This is a genomic window from Streptomyces sp. 12E (assembly GCF_055633275.1).
In genome coordinates this window covers 4667337-4689754 of record NZ_JBVNCJ010000001.1, presented here as the reverse complement: position 1 = coordinate 4689754, position 22418 = coordinate 4667337, and the positions used below count along the sequence as shown (strand labels likewise).

Sequence of the window (22418 nt, the reverse complement as noted above, 5' to 3'; positions counted from 1 at the left end):
GAGGTACCCCCGAGAAGGTTCACGCATGTCTCTCGCCCTTGACCCCGTCGCCCAGGACCTGCTGTTCCGCGAGGCGCGCACCGCCAACACCTTCACCGACGAGCCGGTGACCGACGAGCAGGTGCGGGCGATCTACGACCTGGTCAAGTACGGCCCCACGTCCATGAACCAGTCGCCGCTGCGCGTCACGCTGGTCCGCTCCCCCGAGGCCCGCGAGCGTCTCGTCCGGCACCTGGCGGAAGGCAACCAGGCCAAGACGGCCTCCGCCCCGCTGGTCGCGATCCTCTCCGCGGACAACGAGTTCCACGAGGAGATGCCCCACCTCTTCCCGCACTTCCCGCAGGCCAAGGACGCCGTCTTCGGTGAGCGCCCGGTGCGGGAGAGCTCCGCCGCGCTGAACGCCGCCCTTCAGGCCGCCTACTTCATCATCGGCGTGCGCGCCGCGGGCCTGGCCGCCGGCCCGATGACCGGCCTCGACCTCGAGGGCCTCCGCAAGGAGTTCCTGGACGACGACCACACCCCGCTGATGGTCGTCAACATCGGCCGCCCCGGGCCGGACGCGTGGTTCCCGCGCTCCCCGCGCCTGGAGTACGAGCAGGTCGTCACCACCGTCTGAGCCCCACCGGCGCGGACCACAGGGGGCGGGGCCCCTCCGGATCGGCCGATCCGGAGGGGCCCCGCCCCCTGTGGGTTCCGCTCACTCGGTGCGCAGCGCCCCGGCCATCTTCGTCAGCTGCCCGAACGACGCCGTGCCGGTCACGACGGTGGTCGAGCCCTCGGCGCCCTCCAGCACCAGCGCGTCGTAGTGGTCGCCCTCGTAGCGCGTCCAGGTCTCGCCGTCGATCTGCTGGGTGGTCTCCGTCCTCACGGCGCCCTGCGTCGCGTCCTCGATGAACGCCGACCGCTTGCCCACGGACTGCTCGACCGCCACGTACTCCCCGTCGGGCGCGTGGAAGCCGAGGTGCCAGGCCTCGGACTCGGCGCCCCGGTAACGGACGGAGGTGGGCTTCCACGCCTCCGGCAGGCCCTCCGGCGCGGCCACGGGGTAGGAGGCGGCCCGGCGGGCCGTGAGCAGGTCGACCCGGTAGTCGACCCGCTTGATGTCGGGTTCACCGTCCTCGTGCGGGATGAACAGCCAGACCACTCCCGCGACGAGCATGATGACCGCCAGGGAGAGGATCATGTCCCGGGCCGTTTTCTGCACACTGCTCGTTCCTGCCACGCCCCCTATCGTCGCAGGTGCCCGGTGCGCTCATCCGTGGGGGGCCCTGCTCATTCTGTCGGACTGGCGATAGAGTCGTGTCCCACACCCTCATCCGGCCGTCGTCGTACAGAAAGGTGCGCTCCGATGACCGAACACCATCACTTGCCGTCCGAGCTCGATGTCCCGTCCGAGGCCCCCGACCGCAACCTCGCCCTGGAGCTCGTACGGGTCACCGAGGCCGCGGCCATGGCGGCCGGCCGCTGGGTAGGGCGCGGCGACAAGAACGGCGCCGACGGCGCCGCGGTGCGCGCCATGCGCACCCTCGTCTCCACCGTCTCGATGAACGGCGTCGTCGTCATCGGCGAGGGCGAGAAGGACGAGGCCCCGATGCTCTTCAACGGGGAACGCGTGGGCGACGGGACCGGCCCGGAGTGCGACATCGCCGTGGACCCGATCGACGGCACGACGCTGACCGCCAAGGGCATGACGAACGCCATCGCGGTGCTGGCCGCCGCCGAGCGCGGCTCGATGTTCGACCCGTCGGCCGTGTTCTACATGGACAAGCTGGTCACCGGCCCCGAGGCCGCCGACTTCGTCGACATCAACGCGCCGGTGAACGTGAACATCCGCCGGGTCGCCAAGGCCAAGCGGGTCACCCCCGAGGACGTCACCGTGGTGATCCTCGACCGGCCGCGGCACGAGGGCATCATCAAGGAGATCCGGGAGACCGGGGCGCGCATCAAGCTGATCTCCGACGGCGACGTGGCCGGCTCGATCCTCGCGCTGCGCGAGGGCACGGGCATCGACCTGCTGCTCGGGGTGGGCGGCACCCCCGAGGGCATCATCTCGGCCTGCGCGGTGAAGTGCCTGGGCGGGACCATCCAGGGCAAGCTGTGGCCCAAGGACGACGAGGAGCGGCAGCGGGCGGTCGACGCCGGGCACGATCTGGACCGGGTGCTGACCACGGAGGACCTGGTCACCGGGGACAACGTGTTCTTCGTGGCGACGGGGATCACCGACGGCGAGCTGCTGCGCGGGGTGCGGTACCGGTCGGAGACGGCCACGACCGACTCCATCGTGATGCGGTCCAAGTCGGGAACGGTCCGGAGGATCGACTCCGAGCACCGGCTCAGCAAGCTGCGGGCTTACAGCGCGGTCGACTTCGACCGGGCCAAGTGAAACGTCACTTCGGTACGAAAGGCCTGCGGCGCGGCGTGTGAGTGCGCTGTGCCTGCGGCGCGCGGGTGAGTGCGGGTGCGTGGGGGCTGGTCGCGCAGTTCCCCGCGCCCCTGAGGCGGGTCGACCCACCCGGCACCGAAAGGACGCCCCCCGTGCGAAGGGAGCGCCCACGCGGCGGAGCCGCACATGTCACAACCCCACGCCCCTGAGGCGGGTCGACCCACCCGGCACCGAAAGGACGCCCCCCGTGCGAAGGGAGCGCCCACGCGGCGGAGCCGCACATGTCACAGCCCCACGCCCCTGAGGCGGGTCGACCCACCCGGCACCGAAAGGACGCCCCCCGTGCGAAGGGAGCGCCCACGCGGCGGAGCCGCACATGTCACAGCCCCACGCCCCTGAGGCGGGTCGACCCACCCGCCGCCGAAAGGACGCCCCCCGTGCGAAGGGAGCGCCCACGCGGCGGAGCCGCACATGTCACAGCCCCACGCCCCTGAGGCGGGTCGACCCACCCGCCGCCGAAAGGACGCCCCCCGTGCGAAGGGAGCGCCCTTTCCTTCTGCGCGTGCGGGTCAGCCCGCTGCCGCGATGCGGCCCGGGCGGGGGGTCTTCTTCAGCTCCATTTCGCGGCGCCTGCGGCGGGCCAGGACCACTCGGCGTTCGGCGGCGGTGAGGCCGCCCCAGACGCCGTAGGGCTCGGGCTGGAGCAGGGCGTGCTCGCGGCACTCGACCATCACCGGGCAGCGGGCACAGACGCGCTTGGCCGCCTCCTCGCGGGAGAGCCGGGCGGCGGTGGGTTCCTTCGAGGGTGCGAAGAACAGCCCCGCCTCGTCGCGCCGGCACACCGCCTCGGTGTGCCAGGGGGCGTCCTGGTCCCTGTCCAGCGCTGCCGCTCGCCGGGCCGGAACAGCGGCTATCTGCAGGGACGAATGCGGCGGTTGCAGCACGGTCTACTCCTGACGACGGCTTCGCGAGCGAGACACGATGCAGCAAGGCTTACCCGATGTGCGCGCGCCTATGCACTGAGTTCCCAACCGCGCGTCAGTGACCCAGGTGTCTGCGCACGCTCCGGTCGACCTTGCGCTGCACCCGGTCGAGGATGTCCGCCACGAGCTTGCCGCGCCTGGGCCGCGCCTCGACGGAGCCCAGCACCGCCCAGCCGTCCACGTAGACCACCGGGGCCTCGGGGTCGGTCGCGTCGAGCGGGTCCACCTCGAAGGAGCCGAGCACGCCGCCGCCCATGCCGCGCAGCGACACGTTCTCCGGGACGCGGATCTCGACGCTGCCGAAGACGGCGAACGACTTGATCATGACCTGCTGGTGGTCGAACAGCGCCTCGCTGAGGTCGATCTCGACACTGCCGAAGACCGCGTACGCGTGAATGCGACGGCCTGTGCGCCAGCGGCCCTTGCGGGTGGCGGCGCCGAACACCGCGACCACGTTGTCGTCGGGGTCCACCGGGATCGCGCCGCTGGTGGGGCGACTGGGTGCGGAGGCGTGCGCCGCGTGCCGCTGGTGGGCCGCGGGCAGGTCCCGGACGAACGCCTCCAGCTCACCGACCGTCTTGGCGGCCAGCACGCCCTCGACGCGCTCCGCGTGCTCGTCGGCGGTGAGCCGGCCCTCGGCGAGGGCCTCGCGCAGGAGGCCGGCGGTACGGTCCCGGTCGGCGTCGGAGGCGCGCAGTTCGGCCGTCCGCGGTGCCGTGTCCGGCTGCTGGGCGTGCTTCTGAAGGTCCACGGCAGCAGCGTACCGAAACGCGATAGATCGCGACTACCCCCCGGCGGGGACGAGTGAGGACAACCTCACAGGCTCACCGCGAAAAGCAGGTCCTACGCTGGTGGGCGCCCGCCGACGTCGGCGGGCGGCGGCGAGCGAGCCGAAGGGGCGCGCCTGTGCGGAGGGCCCGAACGCGCGGAGGTCCGAAGGGCCGAGCACGATCGGGCCCTCCGCACAGGCTTCGGCGCCCCGGGGGCGAGCCGCTCCGGAAGACTTCCTGTCGAGTGAGGAATGGGCGAGATGCCTGAGTTCGAGTACGCCGATCTGCTCCCCATGGGGGAGGACACCACCCCCTACCGGCTGGTGACCTCCGAGGGCGTCTCCACCTTCGAGGCCGACGGACGGACGTTCCTCAAGGTGGAGCCGGAGGCGCTGCGCAAGCTCGCCGAGGAGGCCGTCCACGACATCCAGCACTATCTGCGCCCCGCGCACCTCGCCCAGCTGCGCCGCATCATCGACGACCCCGAGGCGTCGGCCAACGACAAGTTCGTGGCCCTGGACCTGCTGAAGAACGCGAACATCGCGGCGGCGGGCGTGCTGCCGATGTGCCAGGACACCGGTACGGCGATCGTCATGGGCAAGCGCGGGCAGAACGTGCTGACGGAGGGACGCGACGAGGAGGCCCTGTCCCGGGGCATCTACGACGCGTACAGGAACCTGAACCTGCGCTACTCGCAGATGGCCCCGCTCACCATGTGGGAGGAGAAGAACACCGGTTCCAACCTCCCCGCGCAGATCGAGCTGTACGCGACGGACGGCGGCGCGTACAAGTTCCTGTTCATGGCCAAGGGCGGCGGGTCGGCCAACAAGTCGTTCCTCTACCAGGAGACCAAGGCCGTCCTGAACGAGGCCTCCATGATGAAGTTCCTGGAGGAGAAGATCCGTTCGCTGGGCACGGCCGCCTGCCCGCCGTACCACCTGGCGATCGTCGTCGGCGGCACGTCGGCCGAGTACGCGCTGAAGACCGCGAAGTACGCCTCCGCGCACTACCTGGACGAGATCCCCACCGAGGGCTCGCCGCTCGGGCACGGCTTCAGGGACAAGGAGCTGGAGGAGAAGGTCTTCGAGCTGACCCAGAGGATCGGGATCGGGGCGCAGTTCGGGGGCAAGTACTTCTGCCACGACGTGCGGGTGGTGCGGCTGCCCCGGCACGGGGCGTCGTGCCCGGTCGCGATCGCGGTGTCGTGTTCGGCGGACCGGCAGGCCGTCGCGAAGATCACCGCCGAGGGCGTCTTCCTGGAGCAGCTGGAGACCGACCCGGCGCGGTTCCTGCCGGAGACGACCGACGAGCAGCTCGAGGAGTCGGGCGACGTCGTCAGGATCGACCTCAACCAGCCGATGGACGGCATCCTGGCCGAGCTGACCAAGTACCCGGTCAAGACCCGGCTCTCACTGACCGGACCGCTGGTCGTGGCGCGGGACATCGCGCACGCGAAGATCAAGGAGCGGCTGGACGCGGGCGAGGAGATGCCGCAGTACCTGAAGGACCACCCGGTCTACTACGCGGGGCCCGCGAAGACGCCGGAGGGGTACGCGTCGGGATCGTTCGGGCCGACGACGGCCGGGCGCATGGACTCGTACGTGGAGCAGTTCCAGGCCGCCGGCGGGTCCAAGGTGATGCTGGCGAAGGGGAACCGGAGCAAGCAGGTCACGGACGCGTGCGGCGCGCACGGCGGGTTCTACCTCGGGTCCATCGGCGGGCCGGCGGCCCGGCTCGCGCAGGACTGCATCAAGAAGGTCGAGGTCGTCGAGTACGAGGAGCTCGGGATGGAGGCGGTGTGGAAGATCGAGGTGGAGGACTTCCCCGCGTTCATCGTCGTCGACGACAAGGGGAATGACTTCTTCCAGGATCCTTCGCCGCAGCAGCCGACGTTCACGTCGATTCCGGTGCGGGGGCCCGGGCTGGCGTAGTCCCACGGGGCGGGCGGCGGGGGCGAGGTTCCCTCGCCCCCGCCGCCCTTCGCCGCTCCCGGCCCCGGGGCGCCGCCCCGGGCCCCGCTCCTCGCACGCCGGAGAGGCTGGAGCTCAGCCTCTCCGGCGTGCGAGGAGCCGATCACCGCTGTCCGCATAGCGGATCCCGTGTGCTTCTTTCGGACAATCAGGTTCCGTCCCCGCCTTCTCCGTTGACTGGCTCGACCGACACTGTGAGTCTTCTCGCCACTCCGACATGCTCATGCCATGTCAATCCTGTGTGGCTCACCCCACGGCCACCTCCCGGAGGAGACAAGGTGAAACGAAGATTCGCCGTGGCGGGCTTCTCGCTCGCCGTCGTGCTCGGCTGCGGCACACTCCCCGCCGCGGCCACCGACTCCGCGCCCGCCGCGAGCACCGCCGCCGCCGCGCCCGACGTCGACGTGACCAAGGTGCGGGCGCACCTGAGCGAACTCAGCGCCATCGCCGGACGCAACAGCGGGAACCGCCGGTCCACCACCCAGGGCTACCGCGACTCCGTCGCCTACGTGAAGGGCAAGCTGCAGGCCGCCGGGTACACCGTCACCGAGCAGCCGTGCACCTCCGGCTGCACCAGCGGGGCCGGGCCCAACCTGATCGCCGAGTGGCCGGGGGGCGACGCCGGCAACGTGTACATGTTCGGCGCCCACCTCGACGGCGTCTCGGCCGGGCCCGGCATGAACGACAACGGCTCCGGCTCGGCCGCCCTGCTCGAGAACGCCCTGACACTGGCCCAACAGGACCCGGCCATGCGCAACCGGGTCCGCTTCGCCTGGTGGACCGACGAGGAGCAGGGCCTCAACGGGTCCGACTTCTACGTGCGTTCGCTGTCGTCGGCCGAGCGCTCGAAGATCAAGGCGTACTACAACTTCGACATGATCGCCTCCACCAACGGCGGCTACTTCATCAACCACATCACCTCCTCGGCCGCCGCGCCGATGAAGGCGTACTGGGACTCGCTGGGCCTCCAGCCGGAGGAGAACACCGAGGGCGCGGGGCGCAGCGACGACTACTCCTTCGAGCAGTACTCCATCCCCACCTCCGGCTACGCGATGGGCGCCGGCGCGCGGAAGACCTCCGCGCAGGCCGCCAAGTGGGGCGGCACGGCGAACAGGGCGTACGACCCCTGCTACCACTCCTCCTGCGACACCCTCGCCAACATCAACACCACCGGGCTCGACCGCGCGTCCGACGGCATCGCGTACACGCTCTGGCAGCGGGCCGTGGACACCGGCACCGGCGGCGGCTGCGACACCGCCGGAGCGGTCGCGAACGGCGGGTTCGAGAGCGGCACCTCGCCGTGGACCGGGACCATCGGGGCCATCGGCGCCCACTCGGGCCGGTCGCCCCACAGCGGAAGCCGGTTCGCCTGGCTCGCGGGGAACGGGTCCACGAGCACCGAGTCGCTCAGCCAGACGGTGACCGTGCCGGCCGGGTGCTCCCGGGCGTCGCTGACCTACTGGCTGCACATCGACACCGACGAGTCCGGCTCGACCGCGTACGACAGGTTCACCGTCAGGGCCGGCGGCACCACGCTCGCCACCCTGTCCAACGTCGACGCCGGCAGCGGCTACGTGCAGCGGTCGGTCGACCTGTCGGCGTACGCCGGACGGACGGTGACCCTGACCTTCACCGCCAGCGAGGACCGCAGCCTGCAGACCAGCTTCCTCCTGGACGACATCGCCCTCCAGAACGGCTGACCTCCCCCCACGGGACCGCCGCCCCGCCGCGCTCCTCCTGCGGTGGGGCGGCGGCCGTCCGGGAATACGCTCGTCGGACACCGCTGCTGTGCATGCTCGGAGGTACGACGATGACGACCACGGACGACGACCGGCACTACCGCGTCGAGCACGACTCCATGGGGGAGGTGAAGGTACCGGTCGACGCCAAGTGGCGCGCGCAGACCCAGCGCGCCGTGGAGAACTTCCCGGTCTCCGGGCAGCGCCTGGAGCGCGCCCACATCGAGGCCCTGGCCCGGATCAAGGGCGCCGCGGCCAGGGTGAACGCCCGGCTCGGGGTGCTGGACGAGGACGTCGCCGAGGCGATCCAGGAGGCGGCCCGCGAGGTCGCCGAGGGCCGGTGGGACGACCACTTCCCCGTCGACGTGTTCCAGACGGGCTCCGGTACCTCGTCCAACATGAACGCCAACGAGGTCCTCGCCACGCTCGCCACCGAGCGGCTGGGGCGCGACGTGCACCCCAACGACCACGTCAACGCCTCGCAGTCGTCCAACGACGTCTTCCCCTCGTCCCTCCACATCGCCGCGACCGCCGCCGTCACCCGCGATCTGATCCCCGCCCTCGACCACCTCGCCGCGTCCCTGGAGCGCAAGGCCGAGGAGTTCGCCGACGTGGTGAAGTCCGGACGGACCCACCTGATGGACGCCACCCCGGTGACCCTGGGTCAGGAGTTCGGCGGGTACGCGGCCCAGGTGCGGTACGGGATCGAGCGGCTGAACGCCTCCCTGCCGCGCCTCGCCGAGCTGCCGCTGGGCGGGACCGCCGTCGGCACCGGCATCAACACCCCGCCGGGGTTCTCCGCCGCCGTCATCGAGGAGGTCGCCCGCGCGACCGGGCTGCCGCTGACCGAGGCGCGCGACCACTTCGAGGCGCAGGGCGCCCGCGACGGCGTCGTGGAGACCAGCGGGCAGCTGCGCACCATCGCCGTCGGGCTGACGAAGATCGCGAACGACCTGCGGTGGATGGCGTCGGGACCGCGCACCGGCCTCGCCGAGATCAGTCTGCCCGACCTCCAGCCCGGCTCCTCGATCATGCCCGGCAAGGTCAACCCGGTGATCCCGGAGGCCGTGCTCATGGTGTGCGCGCAGGTCACCGGCAACGACGCGACCGTCGCCGCGGCCGGCGCCTCCGGCAACTTCGAGCTCAACGTCATGCTGCCGGTCATCGCGAAGAACGTGCTGGAGTCGGTGCGGCTGCTCGCAGGCGTCTCCCGGCTGCTCGCCGACCGCACCGTCGACGGGATCGTCGCGCACCGGGAACGGGCCCGGGAGTACGCCGAGTCCTCGCCGTCCGTGGTCACCCCGCTCAACAAGTACATCGGCTACGAGGAGGCCGCCAAGGTCGCCAAGAAGTCCCTGGCCGAGCGGAAGACCATCCGGCAGGTGGTCCTGGAGGGCGGCTACGTCGAGCGCGGCGACCTCACCGTCGAGCAGCTCGACGAGGCGCTGGACGTCCTGCGCATGACGCGCCCGTAACGCCTCGCGCACCGGGTGTGAACCGTGACGGGGGGCCACGGCGTCGTATGGCCGTGACACCTACTATCTGGCCATGGCGGAGGACGGAGCGACGATGCGCGGAGCAGGGGAAACGGGCGGGACGGCCGGACACTGGGCGCCCGGGACACAGATCCTGTGGCGGTACCGGGAGAACGGCGGCGCGCGCATCCACATCGCGCGCCCCGTCACGGTCGTGCGCGACGACCCGCAACTGCTCGCGGTGTGGATGGCGCCCGGTACCGAGTGCGTGAAGCCGGTGCTCGCCGACGGCACGCCGGTGCACCGGGAACCGCTCGGCACCCGGTACACCAAGCCGCGCACGGTGGGGCGGGGCCGCTGGCTGGGCACCGGTGTGCTGAAGCTGGCCCGGCCCGGCGATCCGTGGTCGGTGTGGCTGTTCTGGGACCCGGGCTGGCGGTTCAGGAACTGGTACGTGAACCTGGAGGCCCCGCTGGCCCGCTGGGCGGGCGGGGTGGACTCCGAGGACCACTTCCTGGACATCTCCGTGCGCCCGGACCGGAACTGGTCCTGGCTGGACGAGGACGAGTTCGCGCAGGCCCGGCGGGACGGTCTGGTGGACTCCGCGCTGGCCGGGAGGGTGCGGGAGGCCGGGCGGTCCGCGGTGGCGGTGATCGAGGCCTGGGGAACGCCGTTCGCCGACGGGTGGGAGAACTGGCGCCCGGACCCGTCGTGGACGATACCGTCACTGCCACGGGACTGGGACCGCACTCCGGCGCACGCGTCCTCGTGAGACCCTTGCTGCGCCCCCGGGCGGGAAACGTAGGATCGTCCTCCGCAAGGTGCGGGGCAGCAATCACCGGAACGCGCACCAGGCTTGACCGATCGTCACCGAGGGGCGGCAGGACGTGAGCGAGGGGTACGGAAACACCGGCGCCGGCCGGGAAGGGCCAGCCGGCGGCACAGGAACAACCTCTGACCACGCGGGAAATCCGTTCCGGGGGCACGTATTCCGGGTATCGGAGTTCCGGCGGGACGAACCGCGCGCACGGCGTGCGCCGGACGGATGGACTCGACACGCGTGACGGAGCAGCCGACCTCCTTCGAACGCCCGCAGCCGGGCGTCGACCCCGCGGATCCCCGCGGGGCGCTCCTGCGTACCCCGCCACCGGAGCGTGTGCCGGGCGCCGGGGCCGCCGCCTTACCCGTACAGGGCCGTTCCGGCGGCGAGCCCCCCGCGTCCGGGGCCGCGTCGCCGGACACGGTGCCTCCCGGCGGCACCGGCCAGGACCCGGCGGCCGGGCCCGGATCCGAGCACTCCCAGCCGGGTGCCGGACAGGGCGCCGGCCCGGACACGCACCGGCCGCGTCCCGCGCCCGAGGGCATCCCGGTGCAGCCGGTCGTGGGCTCCGACGGCAAGGAGCGGCGCACCGGGCAGTCCGCCCAGCCCGGCCGGCCCACGCCGATGCGGCGGGACGGGGACCGGCTGCGGTTCGTCGGCGCCGCGACCCGGCGGATCGCCCGCGGCATCGACCTGGACGAGATCGTGATGGGGCTGTGCCGGGCCACCGTGCCCACCTTCTCCGACGCGATCCTGGTCTACCTGCGCGATCCGCTGCCGGTCGGCGACGAGCGGCCCACCGGCCCGCTGGTGCTGCGGCTGCGCCGCACCGACCGGATCCCGGCCGAACGGGACACCGAGGGCGGGTTCACCCCGGTCGCCCCGCCGGAGCCGTCCGAGCTGGACTCGGTCGGCGCGGAGCTGTGCACGGTGCGGCCCGGCAGCGCGCTCGCCGAGGTGCTGCGCGGGGTGCGGCCGGTGTTCACCGACGCGCCCGCGGCCCGCGCCGCGCTGCCCGAACTGCTCGGCGAGGAGGGCGCGTCGGCCGTGCCGGACGGGCAGCGGGCGGTCCTCGCGCCGCTGCGCGGCCGGCGGCGGGTGATCGGCGCGGCGCTGTTCCTGCGCCGCCCGGAGCGCATCCCGTTCGAGGCCGATGACCTGCTCGTCGCCGCGCAGCTCGCCACGCACAGCGCCCTCGGCATCGACAAGGCGGTGCTGTACGGGCGGGAGGCGTACATCGCGGACGAACTGCAGCGCACGATGCTGCCGGAGAACCTGCCGCGCTGCACCGGGGTGCGGCTGGCGTCCCGGTACCTGCCGGCCGCGGAGACCGCGCGGGTCGGCGGCGACTGGTACGACGCCATCCCGCTGCCCGGCAGCCGGGTCGCGCTGGTGGTCGGCGACGTCATGGGGCACTCCATGACGTCGGCGGCGATCATGGGCCAGCTGCGCACCACCGCGCAGACCCTGGCCGGGCTCGACCTGCCCCCGCAGGAGGTGCTGCACCACCTCGACGAGCAGGCGCAGCGGCTCGGCGTGGACCGCATGGCGACCTGTCTGTACGCGGTGTACGACCCGGTCGCGCACCGCATCACCATCGCCAACGCCGGCCACCCGCCGCCCGTCCTGCTGGAGCTGGGCGGCCGGGCCGAGGTGCTGCGGGTGCCCGCGGGCGCCCCGATCGGCGTGGGCGGGGTGGACTTCGAGGCCGTGGAGCTGGACGCGCCCGCCGGGGCGACCCTGCTGCTCTACACCGACGGCCTGGTGGAGTCCCGGCTGCGGGACGTGTGGACCGGGATCGAGCAGCTGCGGGAGAAGCTCGCCGCGACCGCGCAGCTGACCGGGCCCGATCATCCGCCGCCGCTGGAGGCGCTCTGCGACGAGGTGCTGGACATGCTCGGTCCGGGCGACCGGGACGACGACATCGCGCTGCTCGCCGCCCGCTTCGACGGGATCGCGCCGAGCGACGTGGCGTACTGGTTCCTGGAGCCGGAGGACGCGGCCCCCGGCCGGGCCCGCCGCCTCGCCCGGCGGGCGCTGTCCCGCTGGGGTCTGGAGGAGCTGAGCGACTCCGTCGAGCTGCTGGTCAGCGAGGTGGTGACCAACGCCGTGCGGTACGCCACGCGGCCGGTCACCCTGCGGCTGCTGCGCACCGACGTGCTGCGCTGCGAGGTCGGTGACGACGTGCCGCAGCTGCCGCGGCTGCGGCAGGCGCGGGCCACGGACGAGGGCGGGCGCGGGCTGTACCTGGTGAACCGGCTGGCCCGGCGCTGGGGCGCGACCCGGCTGAGCACGGGCAAGGTGGTGTGGTTCGAGCTGAACCACGGCTGAGCCGTCGTACGACGAGGGGCGCCCGGTGCGGTCACCGGGCGCCCCTCGTGCGTCCCGTCTACTGCTCCTCGTCGTCCCCCGGGTCCTCCGGGCCCCCCGGGAGCTCGAACGTCGGCGATGTGGGGGTGGTCGGGTCCGCCGGCGGCTCCGACGTCGGCGGTGCGGAGCTCGGCGGCGCGGAGGTCTCCGGCGGCGCGGAGGTCTCCGGCGGCGCCTCGGTGGTCGGTTCCTCGCTCGTCGGCTCGTCGCTCGGCGTCCCGGACGGCGACTGCGAGACCGACGGCGAGCTGCTCGGCTTCCTCACCGCGTTGCCCTGCTTGGTTTCCAGGTCGAACTCGGTGACCTCGTCCATGACGCCGAAGGTGTAGGCGGCCCAGATCTGCGCCGGGGGGCCACCGCCGTTGACGCGGTAGTCGACGCCGGCCGCCCGGTACATCGGGACCTGGGCGAACGTCTTCGAGTCCTCTCCGAACAGGCCGACCGAGGTGACCAGTTCGGGGGTGAAGCCGGTGAACCAGGCCGACTTGTTGTTGTCGGACGTACCGGTCTTGCCGGCGACCGCCTGGCCGTTGCGCAGCGGGTTGTCCCGCACGGACTTCTGGGCCGTACCGTCGTCGACCACGCCGGTGAGCACGGAGGTCACCGTGTCGGCGGCCTCGCGGCTGATGACCTGCTCGCCGATCGGGTCGGGGAACTCGACCGCGCGGTCCTTGTGCTCGACCGACTTCACGATCGCCGGGGTGACCTTCTTGCCGTGGTTGGCGAGGGTCGCATAGACGCCGGCCATCTCCAGCGGGCTCGCGCCCATGGTGCCCAGCGTCTGCGCGGGCACGGGGGGCATGCCCTCGGTCTCCATGCCGAGTTCGCCCGCGGTCTCGACCACCTCGGTCATGCCGACGTCGATGCCCATCTGCGCGAAGACCGAGTTGACGGACTTGTTCATCGCCTCCTGGACGGTGACGTCGCCGTAACTCCGGTCGTCCTCGTTGGGCGGCGCGAAGCCGACCTCCTTGCCGCCGTCCATCACAGGGCGCTCGCTCGTGCCGTCGTAGATCGTGTTCGCCGTGATCGGCACGCCGTCCTGGGTCTCGGCGTCCTGGTCCACGGCCGCGGCGAGGATCAGCGGCTTGAAGGTGGAGGCGGGCTGGTAGTCGTCGCGGGTGGCGTTGTTCCGGTAGTGCTTCACGTAGTCCACGCCGCCGTACATCGCCAGGACCGCGCCCGTCTTCGGGTCGACGGAGGCGGCTCCGGCCTGGACGTCGGCGTCGACCTCGCGCTTCTCGGGGTCCAGCTTGCTGGTGAGCTCGGTCTTGACCGCCTCCTCCAGCGCCTTCTGCTTCTTCTTGTCGACGTTGAGCGTGATGGTGTAGCCGCCGAGGTCCAGCATGGCGTCGGCCTGCTTCATGTCCTCGGCGGTGCCCTGGGCGACGAGCTGCCGCTTGACCGCGGTGTTGGCCGCCTCGACCAGGTACCCGGTCTGGCCCTCCATGCCGGGGGCGGCCTTGGGCTCCTCGGGGACCTGGAACTTCATGTCCTGGCGGTCGGCCCGGTCCAGCCACTTCTGCTCGACCATGTTGTCCAGGACGTAGTTCCAGCGCTCCTGGACGAGCTTCTTGCCGGTGTCGCTGGCGATCGCCCAGTCGTACTGGTTCGGCGCCTGGAGCAGCGCGGCGAGGTACGCGCCCTGCTCGACGGTCAGGTCCTCGGCGTCGACGCGGTAGTAGGCCTGCGCGGCGGCCTGGATGCCGTAGGCGCCGCGGCCGTAGTAGCTGGTGTTGATGTAGCCGGCGAGGATGTAGTCCTTGGACTTCTCCCGGTCCAGCTTCAGGGAGATGACCAGTTCCTTCAGCTTGCGGGTGACGGTCTGTTCCTGCGTCAGGTAGTAGTTCTTGACGTACTGCTGGGTGATCGTCGAACCGCCCTGCGCGCCCTTGCCGGAGACCGTGTTGAGCAGGCCGCGCGCGGTGCCCTTGAGGTCGACGCCGGAGTCCTTGTAGAAGGACTTGTTCTCGGCGGCGACGAAGGTGCGCTGGACGTCCTTGGGCACCTTGGCGAGGTCGACGATCTCGCGGTTGTAGCCCCTGCGGGCCATGATCGAGCCGTCGCTGTACTCGTAGACGTTGCCCTGCAGCTCGGCGTCGGCGTTCCCCTCGGGGATGTCGATCACCATGTACAGCACGATGAAGGCGCCCATGCCGAGCAGGCAGAGGCCGAAGAACGTGCCGAAGATCTTCTTCCAGGTGAAGAGGCGGCGTATGCCGCCGCGGCCGACCGCGCCCGACGAACGGCGGCCCTGGGATGCCGCACGGCGCCCACCGCGCTGTCGCGCGCGTCTTTCTTCCGCTCGTCCCATGCGTCCGTTCCGCTCCGCTTCGTTCGTGTGTGCTCTACCGCCACACCAGTTCGCCGCTCGGGTCAGCTCAGAAAGCTAACACCGGGAGCTATGACAAAGGGCCGCCGATCCTGCCTTTACGGGCGTGACAATCAGCACCCGGCCCAATGGAACCGACGTACGAGAGGGGTGCGGGGTTGCCGTGATCGGGTAAAGTGCTATCACTTAGCTAGACAGGTGCTAGCCGCTCGGCGGGCGCCCGGAGAAACGGGGGATCACCCATGTCCACACACGACACGCAGGTCACGGCCGATGTGCCCGAGATGCCGGCCCCGCGCGTGCGGGAGTTCGCGGCGCACAGCATCGGCGGCGGACTGGCGCTGCTGCTCGGCCTCGTCGGCCTGATGGCCGGTATCGGGATGATCATCGGCGCCACGGCGGTGAGCGGGGCCGGCGCCAAGGCCCTGCTGATCATCGGCGGCATCCTGGTCGCCGTCGCCGCGTTCCTCGCGATGTGCGGGCTGAACATGGTGGCGCCGGGCGAGGCGCGGGTGGTGCAGCTCTTCGGCCGCTACCGGGGCACGATCCGGCAGGACGGGCTGCGCTGGGTGAACCCCCTCACCTCGCGCACCAAGATATCGACGCGGGTGCGCAACCACGAGACCGCCGTCCTGAAGGTGAACGACGCCTACGGCAACCCGATCGAGCTGGCCGCGGTCGTGGTGTGGCGGGTGGAGGACACCGCCCAGGCCACCTTCGAGGTGGACGACTACGTCGAGTTCGTCTCCACCCAGACCGAGGCGGCCGTGCGGCACATCGCCATCGAGTACCCCTACGACGCCCACGACGAGGACGGCCTCTCGCTGCGCGGCAACGCCGAGGAGATCACCGAGAAGCTCGCCGTCGAACTGCACGCGCGCGTGGAGGCGGCCGGGGTGCAGATCATCGAGTCCCGGTTCACCCACCTCGCGTACGCTCCCGAGATCGCCTCGGCGATGCTCCAGCGGCAGCAGGCGGGCGCCGTCGTGGCGGCGCGGCAGAAGATCGTGGAGGGCGCCGTGGGCATGGTGGAGTCGGCGCTGGCCCGGATCGCCGAGCAGGACATCGTGGAGCTGGACCCCGAACGGAAGGCGGCGATGGTGTCCAACCTGATGGTGGTGCTGTGCGGTGACCGCTCCGCCCAGCCGGTCCTCAACACCGGGACGCTCTACCAGTGACGACTCCGTCCGGGGGCCCGGCCCCCCAGGGCCGGCCGCAGCGCAAGCAGGTGCTGCTGCGGCTGGACCCCTCGGTGTACGAGGCGCTGGCGCGCTGGGCCAACGACGAGCTGCGCTCGGCGAACGCGCAGATCGAGTTCCTGCTGCGGCGGGCTCTCGCGGAGGCCGGGAGGCTGCCCGGCGAGGCGGGGCCCCTGCCCCGCCGGGGCCGTCCCCCCAGGGGCTCCGCCTCCGGACCCCCTTCGGCCTGAGCGGCCTCGCCCGGCCGGGCCGATCGCGCCCGGGCCCCGGTGGCAGAACCGTGACAATCGGCCCCCACCTGGGCTTTCCCGCCCCTGACCACGTGCCGCGCACCCCGCGTATACACACTGCGTATACACCGTGTGTAGAGTGCTCCGCATGTCCATCGGTCACACCCTCCTGGGACTCCTGGAGTCCGGCCCGCGCCATGGTTACGACCTGAAGCGGGCCTTCGACGAGAAGTTCGGTCACGACCGGCCGCTGCACTACGGCCAGGTCTACTCGACGATGTCCCGCCTGCTGAAGAACGGGCTCGTCGAGGTCGACGGCATCGAGACCGGCGGCGGTCCCGAGCGGAAGCGGTACGCGATCACCGAGGCCGGCATCACCGATGTCGAGCGCTGGCTCGCCACGCCGGAGAAGCCGGAGCCGTACCTCCAGTCCACGCTCTACACCAAGGTCGTCCTCGCCCTGCTCACCAGCCGGGACGCCGCCGACATCCTCGACACCCAGCGCTCGGAGCACCTGCGCGGCATGCGGATCCTCACCGACCGCAAGCGCACCGGCGACCTCGCCGACCAGCTCATCTGCGACCACGCCCTGTTCCACCTCGAGGCCGACCTGCGCTGGCTGGAACTGACCGCGGCGCGTCTCGACAAGCTCCGTGCGGCGGTGACCCGATGACCGCCCCCGTTCCCGCCGGCTCCCTGCTCACCGCCCAGGACCTGCGCAAGGCCTACGGCCCCACCACCGCGCTCGACGGCGCCGCCTTCTCCATCCACCCCGGCGAGGTCGTCGCCGTGATGGGGCCCTCCGGGTCGGGCAAGTCGACGCTGCTGCACTGCCTCGCCGGGATCGTCACCCCCGACTCCGGGTCGATCATGTACAACGGGCGTGAGCTGACCACGATGAGCGACGCCGAGCGCAGCGCCCTGCGGCGTTCGGAGTTCGGCTTCGTCTTCCAGTTCGGGCAGCTCGTCCCGGAGCTCACCTGCGTGGAGAACGTCGCCCTGCCGCTGCGGCTGAACGGCACGCCCCGCAAGGAGGCCGAGCGGGCCGCGCTGGCCTGGATGGAGCGCCTGGAGGTCGACGACGTCCGCAAGAAGCGGCCCGGCGAGGTCTCCGGCGGTCAGGGCCAGCGGGTCGCCGTGGCCCGGTCGCTGGTCACCGGCCCGCGGGTGCTGTTCGCCGACGAGCCGACCGGCGCGCTGGACTCGCTCAACGGCGAGCGGGTGATGGAGCTGCTCACCGAGGCCGCCCGGTCCACCAACGCCGCCGTCGTCCTCGTCACCCACGAGGCGCGGGTGGCCGCGTACTCCGACCGCGAGGTCGTCGTGCGCGACGGGAAGTCCCGGGACATGGAGCGCGTCGTATGAGTGCCGCACGGCAGTGGGCGCGGGATCTCGGCATGGGGCTGCGGTTCGCCTTCGCCGGCGGACGCGAGGGCTGGACCCGCGCGCTGCTCACCGCCGTCGGCGTCGGGCTGGGCGTGGCGCTGCTGCTGCTCACCACCGCCCTGCCGGGCGCGCTGGCGGAGCGGGACCGGCGGGGGGAGGCGCGCCTCAACTACACCTACGGTGAGCAGATCGAGCGCGCCGACGACACCCTGGTGACCGCGGACACCGACACCGAGTTCGACGGCCGGGACATCCGCGGCCGGCTGCTGGAGCCGGAGGGCGGCAAGGCCCCGCTCCCGCCCGGCCTGCGGGAGTTCCCCGCGCCGGGCGACATGGTCGTCTCCCCCGCGCTGAAGGAACTCCTCGACTCCGACGGCGGCGGGCTGTTGCGGGACCGGCTGCCGTACGACGTCGTGGGGACGATCGGCGAGCAGGGGCTCATCGGCTCGCAGGAGCTCGCCTACTACGCGGGCGCCGAGGGCCTCGCGGACCGGGCCGGCGACGGGACCGTGGGCCGCATCGACTCCTTCGGGGACCCCAACCCGATCGAGGAGGAGATGGACCCGGTCCTCATGCTGCTGGTCCTGGTCGTCTTCGTGGTGCTGCTGATGCCGGTCGCCGTGTTCATCGCCGCGGCCGTGCGGTTCGGCGGCGAACGGCGCGACCGCAGGCTGGCCGCGCTGCGGCTGGTCGGTTCCGACGGCGGCATGACCCGGCGGATCGCCGCGGGCGAGGCGCTCGGCGGGGCGCTGCTGGGGCTGGTGTTCGGCACCGGGTTCTTCCTGGCGGGGCGTGAGTTCGCGGCGTCCGTCGAGGTGTTCCGGATCAGTGTCTTCCCGAGCTATCTGAACCCCTCGCCGCTGCTGGCGCTGCTGGTCGCGGTGGCGGTTCCGGGGGCCGCGGTGCTGGTGACGCTGCTGGCGCTGCGCGGGGTGGTCATCGAGCCGCTGGGCGTGGTGCGCACGGCGCGGCCGGCCCGTCGCAGGCTGTGGTGGCGGCTGCTGCTGCCGCTGGCCGGGATCGGCATGCTGTCCCCCATGACCGGCCAGGGCCGGGACAACGGGGACTTCAACCAGTACCTGGTCACCGGCGGTGTCGTCTGTCTGCTCGTCGGCGTCACCGCGCTGCTTCCGTGGATCGTGGAGACGGTCGTCGCCCGGCTCGGATCGGGCAGCGTGTCCTGGCAGCTCGCGGTGCGTCGACTCCAGTTGAGCAGCGGTACGGCGGCCCGCATGGTCAACGGCATCGCGGTGGCCGTGGCCGGCGCGATCGCGCTGCAGATGCTGTTCGCCGGAGTGGAGGACGACTACACCAAGAACACCGGTTACGACGTGACACGGGCCCAGATGCAGGTGAGGGTGCCCCAGGGCACGGAACTCGCCGCGGCCGCGACGAAGCTGGAGAGGACCGAGGGCGTACGCCAGGTGCACGCCCTGTCCGAGGGGTACCTCTATGACGCGCCGCCGCAGAAGGAGCCGCAGAACGGCGCGCGGCTGACCATCGGCGACTGCGCCACCCTGCGGGAGGTCGCGAAGCTGCCGGGTTGCCGGGACGGTGACGCGTTCACGCTCCGCGGCGGCGACTACGACGACGAGACCGCGGCGCTGAACGAGCCCGGCCGGAAGCTGTACCTGGAGACGCCCGAGGGCCCCGCGGAGACCGAGGCCGTCACCTGGACGCTCCCGGAGGGGGTGAAGCAGGCCGACTCGATCGACGACCCGACCGGCGACAAGCGCAACGGCTTCCTGATGACCCCGGGCGCGATGCCCGCGGCCATGGCGGAGGAGGTCAAGGGGGATCTGTATCTGGTGATCGACGACTCGGTGCCGTACGTCCGCGAGTACGTGCGCAACGCGGCGGCCGAGATCGATCCGATGAGCGTTCCGTTGACGTGGTCCGCCACCGAGCGTTCCGACCGCTACGAGTCGATCCGTACGGGCCTGTTCGTCGGCGCCGTGGCCGTACTGGCGCTGATCGGGGCGAGTCTGCTGGTCTCCCAGCTGGAGCAGTTGCGGGAGCGCCGCAAGCTGCTGTCGGCCCTGGTCGCCTTCGGCACCCGGCGCCGCACGCTGAGCCTGTCGGTGCTGTGGCAGACGGCGATCCCGATCGCCCTGGGGCTGCTGCTGGCCTCGGTGGTGGGCGTGGCCCTGGGCGCGGTGCTGCTGAAGATGGCCGCGACACCGGTCGGCGTGGACTGGCCGAGCATCTTCCGGATGACCGGCGTGGGCGCGGGCGTGGTCCTCGCGGTGACCCTGCTGAGCCTCCCCCCGCTGCTGCGCATGATGCGCCCGGACGGCCTCCGGACGGAGTGAACGGCACGGACGGCGGGGCGCTCAGCTCCCCGCCATCCGTACCGGCAGGTCCCGCATCGCCGCTCGCAGGGACGCCGCCAGTTCCCTGTGCTCCGCCGCCCTCACCGTGCCCGTGCGCATGGCGAGGGCGATGCGGCGGGAAGGGGCCGGGTCGGCGAAGCGGGCGGTGAGCAGCCGGTTGGAGCGGGCGGTCTCGACCTGGACGGCGGTACGCGGCAGCAGGGTCACCCCGAGGCCGCCCGCGACCAGTTGGACGAGCGTGCCCAGTCCGGCCGCCGTCGTCGTGGCCGGGACGTCGGCCCGCCCGGCCTCCCGGCAGATGTCCAGGGCCTGGTCACGCAGGCAGTGGCCCTCGTCGAGCAGCAGCAGGTTCAGCTCGCGCAACACCGAGCGGGGGACGCCCTCCCGGCCGCCGAGGCGGTGGCCGAGCGGGGTGACCAGCACGAAGTCCTCGTCGAAGAGGGGGATCTCGGTCACGCCGGGGACGCCGAGGGGCACGGCGAGCAGCAGCAGGTCGAGCCGGCCGCCGGCCAGCCCGTCCAGCAGGCTCGCGGTCTGCTCCTCGTGCACCTGGAGGTCGAGGAGCGGATAGCGGCCGCGGACCAGTCGCAGGACCGTCGGCAGCAGATAGGGCGCGACGGTCGGGATCACGCCGAGCCGCAGCACCCCGGTGAACGGCGCCCGCAGTGCGTCCGCCTCCTCCAGCAGCGCCCCGACCTCCTCCAGCACCGCCTTGGCGCGGACGGCGAGCCGCTCACCGGCCGGGGAGAGCAGCACCTTGCGCGTCGTACGCTCCACGAGGGTGACGCCGAGGGTCTCCTCCAGCGCCGACACGGCGCCCGACAACGCCGGCTGGCTCATCCCGATCGCCGAGGCGGCGTCCCTGAAGTGCAGATGCTCGGCCACCGCGGCGAACGCGCGGAGCTGAGCGAAGCTGGGCTGTCTGCGCCTCTTGCCCACGGTCACTGATAGCTACCTCCGATCAACACGACCGAGTGTAGCTATTTCACTAATCAATACACGGTGTGCCAACATCAACAAGGTCCAACCCATGGGAAATGTCCGCAATCCGGGTGTTTCCCCGCTGCAAGGAGAGCCCGTGCTCACTGTCGGTGACAAGTTCCCCGATTTCGAACTGACCGCCTGTGTCTCGCTGGAGAAGGGCAAGGAGTTCGAGACGATCAACCACAAGACCTATGAGGGCAAGTGGAAGATCGTGTTCGCGTGGCCCAAGGACTTCACCTTCGTGTGCCCGACCGAGATCGCCGCCTTCGGCAAGCTGAACGACGAGTTCGCCGACCGTGACGCCCAGGTCCTGGGCTTCTCCGGCGACTCGGAGTTCGTCCACCACGCCTGGCGCAAGGACCACGACGACCTGCGCGACCTGCCGTTCCCCATGATGGCGGACTCCAAGCACGAACTGATGCGCGACCTGGGCATCGAGGGTGAGGACGGCTTCGCCAAGCGTGCCGTGTTCATCGTGGACCAGAACAACGAGATCCAGTTCTCCATGGTGACCGCCGGCTCCGTCGGCCGTAACCCCAAGGAGGTCCTGCGGGTCCTGGACGCCCTGCAGACCGACGAGCTCTGCCCGTGCAACTGGACCAAGGGCGACGAGACCCTGGACCCGGTCGCGCTGCTGGCCGGGGAGTGAGCTGACATGTCGCTCGACTCCCTGAAGTCCCGCATACCGGACTACGCCAAGGACCTGAAGCTCAACCTGGGCTCGGTCATCGGCAACTCCGACCTGTCGGCCCAGCGGCTGTGGGGCACGGTGCTGTCGACGGCGATCGCCTCGCGCTCGGCGATCGTGCTGCGCGAGCTGGAGCCTGAGGCGAAGGCGAACCTGTCGCCGGAGGCGTACACGGCCGCCAAGGCCGCCGCCGCGGTGATGGCGATGAACAACGTCTTCTACCGCACCCGTCACCTGCTGTCGGACCACGAGTACGGCAACCTGCGCGCCGGTCTGCGGATGAACGTCATCGGCAACCCGGGCGTCGACAAGGTCGACTTCGAGTTCTGGTCCTTCGCGGTCTCCGCGATCAACGGCTGCGGCATGTGCCTCGACTCCCACGAGCAGGTGCTGCGCAAGGCCGGCGTGGAGCGCGAGGTCGTCCAGGAGGCGTTCAAGATCGCCTCGGTGGTCCAGGCGGTCGCCGCCACCCTGGACGCGGAAGCGGCCCTCGCGGAGTAACCCCGCCCACCGCCCCGCGCCACGGGCCCGCCCACCCCGACCGGTGGGCGGGCCCGTCCCGTGCGCCCGCGTTTCCACGTCTCCACGCCTTCGCGTCCCCACGGGCAGTCGTGCCGCAGGGCCGCACGGGTGGGCGATGGGGGTCCCCCGCTCGAGCGGAGTCGAGAGTGGGGAGGCATCCCGCAGACGCCGGGCCGCGCCCCCCCCGGCCCGCAGCCACGGCGACGCGGTGCGGCACGGCTGCCCGCAGCCGGG

Annotated in this window: 19 protein-coding genes; 14 read left to right on the top strand and 5 right to left on the bottom strand. The window is 71.7% G+C overall.

Annotated elements, in window-relative coordinates; translation table 11 throughout:
* Positions 1-25: 25 nt before the first annotated feature.
* Positions 26-616 carry a malonic semialdehyde reductase gene (locus tag ACZ8ZB_RS21875; protein ID WP_470739351.1) on the top strand — a complete coding sequence of 197 codons (591 nt, stop codon included), beginning with the start codon at positions 26-28 and terminating at the stop codon, positions 614-616.
* Between the two features lie 81 nt (positions 617-697).
* Here the strand turns inward: ACZ8ZB_RS21875 and ACZ8ZB_RS21870 are convergent, their stop codons facing one another.
* Entirely contained in the window at positions 698-1222 is a 525-nt protein-coding gene (locus tag ACZ8ZB_RS21870) for a DUF4245 domain-containing protein (protein ID WP_470739350.1), read from the bottom strand.
* Between the two features lie 126 nt (positions 1223-1348).
* Between ACZ8ZB_RS21870 and glpX the strand changes: the two genes are divergently transcribed.
* Complete coding sequence (gene glpX, locus ACZ8ZB_RS21865; RefSeq protein WP_384711898.1) at positions 1349-2383, top strand: class II fructose-bisphosphatase; 1035 nt, start codon at positions 1349-1351, stop codon at positions 2381-2383.
* A gap of 569 nt (positions 2384-2952) precedes the next feature.
* On the opposite strand, the gene ACZ8ZB_RS21860 is transcribed toward glpX, so the two are convergent.
* Both ACZ8ZB_RS21860 and ACZ8ZB_RS21855 read right to left on the bottom strand, forming a co-directional pair.
* Positions 2953-3327: a WhiB family transcriptional regulator gene (locus tag ACZ8ZB_RS21860; protein WP_470739349.1), complete on the bottom strand. Its 375-nt coding sequence runs from the start codon at positions 3325-3327 to the stop codon at positions 2953-2955.
* A gap of 94 nt (positions 3328-3421) precedes the next feature.
* The gene (locus tag ACZ8ZB_RS21855) at positions 3422-4117 is read right to left on the bottom strand and encodes a DUF1707 SHOCT-like domain-containing protein (RefSeq protein WP_470739348.1); all 696 of its coding nucleotides are present in this window, start codon (positions 4115-4117) and stop codon (positions 3422-3424) included.
* Between the two features lie 279 nt (positions 4118-4396).
* Between ACZ8ZB_RS21855 and ACZ8ZB_RS21850 the strand changes: the two genes are divergently transcribed.
* The 5 genes from ACZ8ZB_RS21850 to ACZ8ZB_RS21830 all read left to right on the top strand — a co-directional run bounded on the left by ACZ8ZB_RS21850 (position 4397) and on the right by ACZ8ZB_RS21830 (position 12471).
* Complete coding sequence (locus ACZ8ZB_RS21850) at positions 4397-6067, top strand: fumarate hydratase (RefSeq protein ID WP_470739347.1); 1671 nt, start codon at positions 4397-4399, stop codon at positions 6065-6067.
* A gap of 317 nt (positions 6068-6384) precedes the next feature.
* Positions 6385-7806, top strand: coding sequence for a M28 family metallopeptidase (locus ACZ8ZB_RS21845; RefSeq protein ID WP_470739346.1), 1422 nt, complete (start codon positions 6385-6387; stop codon positions 7804-7806).
* Positions 7807-7916: 110 nt separating this feature from the next.
* The gene (locus ACZ8ZB_RS21840; protein ID WP_470739345.1) at positions 7917-9320 is read left to right on the top strand and encodes a class II fumarate hydratase; all 1404 of its coding nucleotides are present in this window, start codon (positions 7917-7919) and stop codon (positions 9318-9320) included.
* A gap of 73 nt (positions 9321-9393) precedes the next feature.
* The gene (gene fomD, locus ACZ8ZB_RS21835; protein ID WP_470739344.1) at positions 9394-10092 is read left to right on the top strand and encodes a cytidylyl-2-hydroxypropylphosphonate hydrolase; all 699 of its coding nucleotides are present in this window, start codon (positions 9394-9396) and stop codon (positions 10090-10092) included.
* A gap of 273 nt (positions 10093-10365) precedes the next feature.
* Positions 10366-12471, top strand: a complete 2106-nt coding sequence (locus ACZ8ZB_RS21830; protein ID WP_470739343.1) for a SpoIIE family protein phosphatase — start codon at positions 10366-10368, stop codon at positions 12469-12471.
* 58 nt (positions 12472-12529) lie between these two features.
* Here the strand turns inward: ACZ8ZB_RS21830 and ACZ8ZB_RS21825 are convergent, their stop codons facing one another.
* A complete protein-coding gene (locus tag ACZ8ZB_RS21825) occupies positions 12530-14824 on the bottom strand; it encodes a transglycosylase domain-containing protein (RefSeq protein ID WP_470739342.1) in 2295 nt (764 codons plus the stop codon).
* A gap of 260 nt (positions 14825-15084) precedes the next feature.
* Between ACZ8ZB_RS21825 and ACZ8ZB_RS21820 the strand changes: the two genes are divergently transcribed.
* From ACZ8ZB_RS21820 to ACZ8ZB_RS21800, 5 genes are all read left to right on the top strand, one after another.
* Positions 15085-16020: an SPFH domain-containing protein gene (locus tag ACZ8ZB_RS21820; protein WP_470739341.1), complete on the top strand. Its 936-nt coding sequence runs from the start codon at positions 15085-15087 to the stop codon at positions 16018-16020.
* Positions 16017-16271 carry a type II toxin-antitoxin system antitoxin gene (locus ACZ8ZB_RS21815; RefSeq protein WP_470739340.1) on the top strand — a complete coding sequence of 85 codons (255 nt, stop codon included), beginning with the start codon at positions 16017-16019 and terminating at the stop codon, positions 16269-16271. The genes ACZ8ZB_RS21820 and ACZ8ZB_RS21815 overlap by 4 nt, the downstream gene beginning before the upstream one ends.
* Before the next feature lie 148 nt (positions 16272-16419).
* Positions 16420-16944 carry a PadR family transcriptional regulator gene (locus tag ACZ8ZB_RS21810; protein ID WP_030830521.1) on the top strand — a complete coding sequence of 175 codons (525 nt, stop codon included), beginning with the start codon at positions 16420-16422 and terminating at the stop codon, positions 16942-16944.
* Positions 16941-17636, top strand: coding sequence for an ABC transporter ATP-binding protein (locus ACZ8ZB_RS21805; RefSeq protein ID WP_470739339.1), 696 nt, complete (start codon positions 16941-16943; stop codon positions 17634-17636). Before ACZ8ZB_RS21810 ends, ACZ8ZB_RS21805 begins: the two co-directional genes overlap by 4 nt.
* On the top strand, positions 17633-19969 hold the full coding sequence (locus ACZ8ZB_RS21800) for an ABC transporter permease (protein ID WP_470739338.1): 2337 nt from the start codon (positions 17633-17635) through the stop codon (positions 19967-19969). Before ACZ8ZB_RS21805 ends, ACZ8ZB_RS21800 begins: the two co-directional genes overlap by 4 nt.
* Positions 19970-19990: 21 nt before the next feature.
* On the opposite strand, the gene ACZ8ZB_RS21795 is transcribed toward ACZ8ZB_RS21800, so the two are convergent.
* Positions 19991-20935, bottom strand: coding sequence for a LysR substrate-binding domain-containing protein (locus ACZ8ZB_RS21795; RefSeq protein ID WP_470739337.1), 945 nt, complete (start codon positions 20933-20935; stop codon positions 19991-19993).
* Positions 20936-21068: 133 nt separating this feature from the next.
* Here ACZ8ZB_RS21795 and ACZ8ZB_RS21790 point away from each other — a divergent pair, with 133 nt between their 5' ends.
* Positions 21069-21623 (top strand): peroxiredoxin, encoded by a 555-nt coding sequence (locus tag ACZ8ZB_RS21790; RefSeq protein ID WP_470739336.1) that lies wholly within the window; start codon positions 21069-21071, stop codon positions 21621-21623.
* Between the two features lie 6 nt (positions 21624-21629).
* The gene (locus ACZ8ZB_RS21785) at positions 21630-22163 is read left to right on the top strand and encodes an alkyl hydroperoxide reductase (protein WP_470739335.1); all 534 of its coding nucleotides are present in this window, start codon (positions 21630-21632) and stop codon (positions 22161-22163) included.
* The last annotated feature ends 255 nt before the right edge of the window (positions 22164-22418 follow it).